Raw genomic sequence first — 8,304 nt, 5'->3', positions numbered from 1 at the left:
ACAGGCCCACCAGTTCGCGCAGCGCGTCGAGCCGTGACCGCAGCGGCGGGTCGTACTCCAGCGGGGGCACCGGCAGCGGCCTGGAGGTCCTGGGCTCGATGGAGATGAAGGGCGTGAGGGGTGTGAGGGGCGCGGCGCCGGTGGTGGCCGGCTCGGTGACGCGGCGCGCGATCAGCCCGTCGTCCCAGGCGCCGTCGGGTTCCGTACGGCTCGGGGGGGCGTCGTCCCTCGCGCGCGTAGGGCCGGCGTCGTCCCTCGCGCGCGTAGGGCGGTCGTCGTGCTGCACGCGCGTGCGGGCGTGCGCGGAGTGCGCGGTCCCGCCGTGCTCCGCCGTCGCGGGAGCGGAGAGGCGGCGCTCCTCGGCGCCCACCGGCTTCTTCGTGTTCCCGGTCTCCGGCACGTCCTGGGCCGCCTGAAGGTGCTCGATCCCGTCCTCCCCTGTCTCCTGCGCGCTCGGCCCGTCGCCCGCGGTGGCGGTGCCCTCCGTCTGCTCGGTGTGTTCCGTGTGTTCCGTTCGGTCCTGGTCAGTGACGGCGGTCACCGGTCACCTCTCCTTCAGCAGTACGGACAGCGCGGCGATCAGTTCGGCCTGGGGCTCGGGGTGCACCTCGAGGGCGTCCAGCGGGGCCAGGCGCCGCCCGCGCTCCTTGTGCATCACCCGGTCCAGGAGGTCGGCGAGCAGCCGTCCGGCGCGGTCGCGCAGCCGCAGCGCCCCGTGCGCGCCGATCCGCTCGGCGAGTCCCTCGCCCGCGGATCGCGCCCGGCGGCCCCCCAGCAGCCCGGTGGCGGCCAGGGCGGCGACGACCTCCGAGTCCGGCGCGACGCTGCGCTCCAGCTCGCGCACCTCGTCCTCGGCGTACTCCTCGAGTTCGCGCCGCCACCGCCGTACGGCCAGTCCGATACGGTGCTCGGCGCTCTCCGGCGCCGGATCGCGGTCGGCGAGTTCGGGGGCGCCGGCGGCCGGCTCGCGCCGCCAGGCCTCGTCGATGCGTTCGTCGGCGGCGGTGACCGCGCACAGCAGCAGGGCGCCGAGGCTCTCCACGAGCGCGTCGAGCAGTTCGCCGGCGGAGCAGTCCAGGGGGAACGCGCGCCACCGCTTCAGGGCGTCCCCGGCGAGCACGGCGCCGGCCTGCAGCCGGCCCCGCACGCGCGCGTACTCGCTGTCGTAGGCGTTGTCGACGGCGGAGGTGAGCCGCAGCGCGGCCGCGTACTGGGCGGCGGCGGCACCGGCCAGCTCGGGCATCCGGGACCTCAGCGAGTCGAGCAGGCCGTGGGCCGTACGGGCCATGGCGTACTGCCGGGCGGCGGGGTCCTGGGTCTGGTGGACCAGCCAGGTGCGCAGCTGCGCGACGGCGGTGGCGGGCAGCAGGCCCCCGCCCCAGGCGGACTCGGGCAGCTCCGGCACGGTGAACCGCGGTACGTGGCCGAGTCCGGCCTTGGTGAGCAGCGCCCCGTACTGACGGGAGACCTCGGAGACCACCTGGTGCGGCACCCGGTCCAGCACGGTCACGAGCGTGACGTCGTACTCCTTGGCGGTGCGCAGCAGGTGCCAGGGGACGGCGTCGGCGTACCGGGCGGCGGTGGTGACCATGACCCAGATGTCGGCGGCGCAGATCAGCTCGGCGGCGAGGACGCGGTTGTCGGCGATCAGGGAGTCGATGTCGGGCGCGTCGAGCAGGGCGAGGCCGGGCGGCAGGGTCTCGACGGTCTCCACGCGCAGGACCCGCGAGGAGTCGTGCCCGTGCGTCAGCATGTCGTCCGCGGAGCCGGGTTCGTCCCGGGGCACCCACACGCGTGTGAGGTGGGGCAGGACGCGCATGCCGCTGAACCAGTGGTGGTCCTCCGGATGGCAGACCAGCACCGGGGTGCGGGTGGTCGGCCGCAGCACGCCGGCCTCGCTGACCCGCCGCCCGACAAGGGAATTGACCAGGGTGGACTTTCCGGCCCCCGTGGATCCTCCGACGACCGCCAGCAGCGGCGCCTGGGGCTCTCTGAGCCGGGGCACCAGGTAGTCGTCGAGCTGGGCGAGCAACTCGTCGCGGTTGGCACGCGCGCGGGGCGCCCCTTCCAGGGGCAGCGGGAAGCGTGCGGCGGCGACACGGTCGCGCAGGGCGGAGAGTGCGTCGAGCAGTTGAGGCCGTACGTCCAAGGTCACCACATGCGAAGAATGCCCAATTTTAGGGGAATTCTGAAGCATATGAGCATGTACGCGCGCCGACGGAACACAAGGGACGGAAAGGATGACTGGGGCGCGGGCGGGGTCCAGGCATAACGAGTGCACAACACCAGGTGCGCGGGACGTCAAAAGCGATGCACGATTCGTACCTGCCTGCGATTATCAGGACCGCTTCACTGAACCTCCACATTGAGCCACGGAGGCGAAGCAACAGGGACATGGATCCGGGAGCCCTATCCTTGTCCCCGGCGATGTCAGGGATCAGCCCGCACCCGGGCACCAGGACAGAGGCCACCACACCAGGCCCCCGTAGCTCAGTGGATAGAGCAGGCGCCTTCTAAGCGCTTGGCCGCAGGTTCGAGTCCTGCCGGGGGCGCCAGTCTCCGCCCTCCCTCTCGGGAGGGCTTTTTGCTGACCGGGGCGAGTGATACTCGACACAGATCAGCCCCGGACGCCCTCTTGGTGATCAAGGGCGGGCTCCGGGGCTGTCCGGCTGTCACCGGGTTCTCGCAGGTGGCCGTGTCGAATACGTGTCGAAGTTCTCAGCCAGGGCGGCCGGTCGGCGTCCGGCGGCTCGGGGAGATCCCCCGCGGCTTCGAGCCGCCTTTTGAGATCAGGAAGCCGCCCCCCGACACACCGGGCGTACGTGGCCGGCAGCACGGGGACGCCGTTGCCGGCCCAGTCCGCCACCTGGGCGGGCGGTGTCCCGTCGTCGAGCCGCTTCGTCAGGCGCGTGTGCCGGTTGTCGTACACGCGCTTCCCCGTGGCGACTCGACGACGTGGGGAGGCAGCACCGCCTTGCGCGCGCCGTGCCAGGCCCGGCGGACGACGGAGCCCGCGAGGATGCCGCCCCTCTCCCCCTGGAAGAGCAGGTCGCCCGGCTGGAGCCGCTCGTCCTCGATGTGCTGCCGCAGGATGCGCGTCAGAGCGGGATGCCCCGGCACGGTGTGGGTCTCCCCCTCGGCGAGGCCTTTCGGGCCGCGCTCCTCGTGGATCTTCCCCGTGTCGGTCCACTGCGTGCCGATCTCCGGTGTCGCCGTGTGGATCAGCAGTTCACTCCACTGGTCGCCGGCGCCGGGGCCGGGCAACGTCACATCTTTCACCCGAATGGCCGCTGTTTCCTCGGGACGCGGACCGCAGTAGTACAGCGTGGCGAAAAAGGCGTGCAGGCGCTTGCCTCCGCGTGGCCGGCGCCGGATCCGGTCGAGGAGAGCCGCGGCCTGGTCCGGACTCATCGGGGACCGCTTGTCCACAGCGTCGGTGGTCTTGGTGGCAGCCGTCGTGTTCTTCCCCTTGGGAAGGGGGTTGGCCCGCGGGGTGCGTCGCCGCATCGCATGCTTCATGGCGGCGTTCAGGATCCGGCGATGCCGCTTGCGGGACCACGCGACGGCCTGCCTGCCGGCAAGGCGTGAGGTTCCCCTCGCAGCGTGGAGTCCGTGACAGCAGGGGATGTTGGTTGTCAGGAAAGAGAGGCGTCGTAAGTTCACGGCGGAGTTTCGTGGGGGGCGGTACGCATCGTGACGGAGACCGGGAAGCCGGTCCCCGAGGTCGCGAAGGACCTGGACAGCAACGAGGCGACTCCGGCGAGCTGGGTCTCGTGGGCGAAACGGGTCGGGAAGGCCACGCCGGAGGACAAGGACGCGTTGATCGCGAGGCTGGCGCGTCTCGGTGAACACCGTCGCGAAGCTTGATGGCCGGCCTCGGCCTCGTCGCACGGAAAGTGAGGCGCCGGAACGGGCTGACCAGGCCGGGCAGGCGGCCGGCCGCACCGGACTTCATCAACCAGCCCGAGGCGCCGCTTGACATCCATAGGGGCATCAACGCCGTCAGCGAGGCGTTCAACAGCGTGCTGGAGGCCGAGTACGTCCACTGTGCTCAGCATGCTCCCTGGCTGGTTGGCACAGGTGCGACCGGGCGGACCGCGGTGAAGTACTGGAACTCGTAGCGGGTGGCGGAGAGCAACAGCAGCCACTCGTCGCAGCCCTGCCACGGATAGAGGTCGCCGGCGCCTCCGCGCACCACCCGCGGTCCGTCCCCGGTGCGGGGGCGTGCGTCCACCGGCGCGTCCGTGAGATGCGGGATCCACACGTCGGCGCAGATCTCGTTCGCCGACCCCATCGCCGCCAGCCCGAAGGCGTTCTCAGCCCCGGCGGTGCGCTCCTCGTCGGCAAAGTCGTCGAGCACCTGGTCGTCGTCCGGCCTCCCATCCCCGCGGAAGGTCAGAGTGGTCGTGCCTGCCCGGGCCGCGTACTCCCACTCCGCCTCGCTGGGCAGCCGGAACGGCAACGTCCCGAGCAGGTCGTCCAAGTCGTCCTCGAACCGGGCCGTGCTCGAAGCCGAGTCGGCGAAGCTGTCCTCGTACTCGGGCAGCCAGTGCCGTACTTGCGCCACCGTGAGCGGATGCCGGGCGATCAGGAACGGCTCGACCCGCACTTCTCGCACCGGCCGGGCCCGGACAGCATCAGCGAAGAACGCCTCGAGGTCGTCATCGGCGCCGTCGGCCCGCTCGATGGCACGAACGGCGTCCAGTTCCGCGTCGGACAAGCCCATCCGGAACGTCCCGCCGGGAACAGCCCGGAAGACCACTCCGGAGGGGGTGTGCCGCCAAGCCGGCCGGCCGGCCACGATCTCTTGAGCCCACATGGTGCCGGACGCTAGCAGCCGGGCATTCCGGGTGAAGGAGGGGACCGAGATCCCCCCGCGCGGCAATAGGGCTACGGGCCAGAAGGCTTCCGACATCCACGGCTGACATCCACGACGCCGGACGAGGGCGTACACCAGCACTTCTGTCCGGCCGCCGCACCAGTCGACGACGACAGCCGGAGCGGACTCGGATCGAACTCCTGATGCGGCGCTCACGCATGAGCGCCCTCCCGGGCCGTCCTGGGGCCGTGGAAGGGCGCTCGACGATGACCAACGTCGACAACTGCCGACAGCTCAGCAGCAGGTCGGAGAGTTGATCGTTCAGGCGGCCGCAGGTCACGGCCGCCGGTGATCAGTTGACCGGCTACTGGCCGCAGTTGCCGGCGCCTGCCATGCCCATTGAGACTTCACCGACCTCACTCGCATGCTGCGGATCATCTGATCAGACGGCGTACATACCGTCCTCCAGCTACTCCGCCGCCAGCACCCCCGGCCAGAAAGATCAGCGTCCGAGACGCAGCTCCTCCAGCGGACCGCCCATCCTGCTGTATGTACTGACCGAAGAGCGTTCGGGTCACAGCTATGCCATCGCCCACCTCGCTCTGCGAGGGCACCTCTGCGTGCTCATCGATCTCACCGGTGGTTGAGCGGAAGGTGCCCCCACAGACCCGCTTCTGGGTTCCTCGGTAGCCAGATTTCATCCCGCACCTGTCGATCTGCACTGTTCCAGTCGTTCCCTTGCCCAGGGCAGCGGCCCAGTCCATGGCCCCCCAGCCAGCACAAAACAGCAAGAACAACGAGAAGACGATCCACCCGGCGGCGTACAGGACGATGCGATGCCGTGGCGTCTCGGGCTGTGTGACGCTCAGCTCCACGTGATCGCTCCTGGGACGTCTCCGGCCATGGGTCCACCGAGCCGGATCCTGACATCGACCCCTGATCTCTACAAGCACGGACCTCGCAGGTCAGTGCGGAACCTCAACGCCAGACGAGCAAAGTGATCGTCACCGGGCCGTCTGTGGGCCGTGCGAGGGCGGCCGAGGCCACTCGACGGCGACCGACAGTGACGGACGAGCCGCAGCCGCCACCAGTGAAACCCCAGGTCAGAGCTCCTCGACCTCACGGGTTTCCGCCCAGGGGTGGCGGTGCGGCAAGATGGGGTGTATCTGCCCACTGCCTGATTTCAAGCTGCCGGACGGTTTCTCTTGGCTGAGTTCATTTACACCATGCGCAAGGCGCGCAAGGCGCACGGCGACAAGGTGATCCTCGACGACGTCACCCTGAGCTTCCTGCCGGGGGCGAAGATCGGCGTCGTCGGCCCGAACGGCGCCGGCAAGTCGACCGTGCTGAAGATCATGGCGGGGCTGGAGCAGCCGTCCAACGGTGACGCGTTCCTCACGCCCGGCTACAGCGTCGGCATCCTGCTGCAGGAGCCCCCGCTGAACGAGGAGAAGACGGTCCTGGAGAACGTCCAGGAGGGCGTCGCCGAGATCAAGGGCAAGCTCGACCGGTTCAACGAGATCGCCGAGCAGATGGCCACCGACTACTCGGACGCGCTGCTGGAGGAGATGGGCAAGCTCCAGGAGGAGCTGGACCACGCAAACGCCTGGGACCTCGACGCCCAGCTGGAGCAGGCCATGGACGCGCTGGGCTGCCCGCCCGGCGACTGGCCCGTCACCAACCTCTCCGGTGGCGAGAAGCGCCGTGTCGCGCTGTGCAAGCTGCTGCTCGAGCAGCCCGACCTGCTGCTCCTCGACGAGCCCACCAACCACCTCGACGCCGAGTCGGTGCAGTGGCTGGAGCAGCACCTGGCCAAGTACCCGGGCACCGTCGTGGCCGTCACCCACGACCGGTACTTCCTCGACAACGTCGCCGGGTGGATCTGCGAGGTCGACCGCGGCCGCCTGCACGGCTACGAGGGCAACTACTCCAAGTACCTCGAGACCAAGGCCGCCCGCCTCAAGGTCGAGGGCCAGAAGGACGCCAAGCGGCAGAAGCGCCTGAAGGACGAGCTCGAGTGGGTGCGGTCGAACGCCAAGGGGCGGCAGGCCAAGTCCAAGGCGCGTCTGGCCCGCTACGAGGAGATGGCCGCCGAGGCCGAGAAGATGCGGAAGCTGGACTTCGAGGAGATCCAGATCCCGCCGGGGCCGAGGCTCGGCAGCATCGTCGTGGAGGTCAACAACCTCCACAAGGCCTTCGGCGAGAAGGTCCTCATCGACGATCTGTCCTTCACGCTGCCGCGCAACGGCATCGTCGGCATCATCGGCCCGAACGGCGCGGGCAAGACCACGCTGTTCAAGATGATCCAGGGGGTCGAGGAGCCGGACTCCGGCAGCATCAAGGTCGGCGACACCGTCAAGATCTCCTACGTCGACCAGACCCGCGAGAACATCGACCCGAAGAAGTCGCTGTGGGCCGTCGTCTCCGACGAGCTGGACTACATCAACGTCGGCCAGGTCGAGATGCCGTCCCGGGCGTACGTGTCCGCGTTCGGCTTCAAGGGCCCGGACCAGCAGAAGGCGGCCGGTGTGCTCTCCGGCGGTGAGCGCAACCGCCTCAACCTCGCGCTCACCCTCAAGCAGGGCGGCAACCTGCTGCTCCTCGACGAGCCGACCAACGACCTCGACGTCGAGACCCTGTCCAGCCTGGAGAACGCGCTGCTTGAGTTCCCCGGCTGCGCCGTGGTCGTCTCCCACGACCGGTGGTTCCTGGACCGCGTGGCGACGCACATCCTCGCCTACGAGGGCGACTCCAAGTGGTTCTGGTTCGAGGGCAACTTCGAGTCGTACGAGAAGAACAAGGTCGAGCGGCTCGGCCCGGACGCCGCCCGCCCGCACCGTGCCACCTACAAGAAGCTGACCCGGGGCTGATCGAAGCAGATGCGCCACACATACCGCTGCCCCCTGCGCTGGGCGGACATGGACGCGTACGGCCACGTCAACAACGTGGTGTTCCTCCGCTATCTGGAGGAGGCCCGTATCGACTTCCTGTTCCGCCCGGACAAGGAGTTCCAGCAGGGGTCGGTGGTGGCGCGCCACGAGATCGACTACAAGCGGCAGCTCGTCCACCGGCACGCGCCGGTGGACATCGAGCTGTGGGTCACCGAGATCAGGGCGGCGTCCTTCACCCTCTCCTACGAGGTCAAGGACGGCGACCAGGTCTACGTCCGGGCCTCGACGGTGATCGTGCCCTTCGACTTCGAGGCGCAGCGCCCCCGCCGGATCACGGCGGAGGAGCGGGAGTTCCTCCAGGAGTACAGGGACGACGCCGCCGACGGCACCGAGGAGGAGGCCGTCGCGGCATGACGGCGCTCCAGGTACTCCACCTCGCCGACGGGACGGAGGCGGCGGACCTCGCCGCCTTCCTCTCCCGGCTGCTGCACTACGACCGGGCCGCCGCGGTGCGCCTGCAGGCGGCCGGCACGGCGCTCGCCGTGTTCGGGCGTCCGCCGTCCTTCGAAGTGCTGGCGGTCCGCACGGTACGGC

General features: G+C 69.7%; 6 protein-coding genes, 1 tRNA gene and 2 pseudogenes. 5 read left to right on the top strand and 4 right to left on the bottom strand.

Going from position 1 to position 8,304, the window contains the following annotated elements; genetic code table 11:
- Positions 1-541: pseudogene (locus tag RH94_RS43635) on the bottom strand (ATP-binding protein); the annotation flags it as partial.
- A gap of 3 nt (positions 542-544) precedes the next feature.
- Positions 545-2,158 (bottom strand): dynamin family protein, encoded by a 1,614-nt coding sequence (locus RH94_RS16945; protein WP_073948422.1) that lies wholly within the window; start codon positions 2,156-2,158, stop codon positions 545-547.
- A gap of 321 nt (positions 2,159-2,479) precedes the next feature.
- Here RH94_RS16945 and RH94_RS16940 point away from each other — a divergent pair.
- Positions 2,480-2,555, top strand: a tRNA-Arg gene (locus tag RH94_RS16940).
- A gap of 346 nt (positions 2,556-2,901) precedes the next feature.
- Here RH94_RS16940 and RH94_RS16930 read toward each other — a convergent pair.
- Entirely contained in the window at positions 2,902-3,519 is a 618-nt protein-coding gene (locus RH94_RS16930) for a site-specific integrase (RefSeq protein ID WP_143204029.1), read from the bottom strand.
- 174 nt (positions 3,520-3,693) lie between these two features.
- Between RH94_RS16930 and RH94_RS40765 the strand changes: the two genes are divergently transcribed.
- On the top strand, positions 3,694-3,867 hold the full coding sequence (locus RH94_RS40765; RefSeq protein WP_158073060.1) for a hypothetical protein: 174 nt from the start codon (positions 3,694-3,696) through the stop codon (positions 3,865-3,867).
- 184 nt (positions 3,868-4,051) lie between these two features.
- Here RH94_RS40765 and RH94_RS16925 read toward each other — a convergent pair whose 3' ends face one another.
- The gene (locus RH94_RS16925; RefSeq protein ID WP_199880984.1) at positions 4,052-4,726 is read right to left on the bottom strand and encodes a formylglycine-generating enzyme family protein; all 675 of its coding nucleotides are present in this window, start codon (positions 4,724-4,726) and stop codon (positions 4,052-4,054) included.
- Positions 4,727-6,024: 1,298 nt separating this feature from the next.
- Between RH94_RS16925 and ettA the strand changes: the two genes are divergently transcribed.
- The 3 genes and pseudogenes from ettA to RH94_RS43630 form a co-directional block, all read left to right on the top strand.
- Positions 6,025-7,689 carry an energy-dependent translational throttle protein EttA gene (gene ettA / locus RH94_RS16920; RefSeq protein ID WP_073948420.1) on the top strand — a complete coding sequence of 555 codons (1,665 nt, stop codon included), beginning with the start codon at positions 6,025-6,027 and terminating at the stop codon, positions 7,687-7,689.
- 9 nt (positions 7,690-7,698) lie between these two features.
- A complete protein-coding gene (locus RH94_RS16915; RefSeq protein ID WP_073948419.1) occupies positions 7,699-8,124 on the top strand; it encodes an acyl-CoA thioesterase in 426 nt (141 codons plus the stop codon).
- A pseudogene (locus RH94_RS43630) lies at positions 8,121-8,304 on the top strand (hypothetical protein); the annotation flags it as partial. The gene RH94_RS16915 and the pseudogene RH94_RS43630, both read left to right, overlap by 4 nt.

This window comes from Streptomyces kebangsaanensis, assembly GCF_001906585.1.
Taxonomy (GTDB): Bacteria; Actinomycetota; Actinomycetes; order Streptomycetales; family Streptomycetaceae; genus Streptomyces; species Streptomyces kebangsaanensis.
Note: the sequence above shows the minus strand (reverse complement) of the source record. Positions and strands in the feature narration are given on the sequence as shown.

Bases quoted from the DNA above. Each gene is read 5' to 3' on its own strand.
- RH94_RS16930 (WP_143204029.1), bottom strand. From the start codon at position 3,519: ATGAAGCATGCGATGCGGCGACGCACCCCGCGGGCCAACCCCCTTCCC.
- RH94_RS16925 (WP_199880984.1), bottom strand. From the start codon at position 4,726: ATGGGCTTGTCCGACGCGGAACTGGACGCCGTTCGTGCCATCGAGCGG.
- RH94_RS16915 (WP_073948419.1), top strand. From the start codon at position 7,699: ATGCGCCACACATACCGCTGCCCCCTGCGCTGGGCGGACATGGACGCG.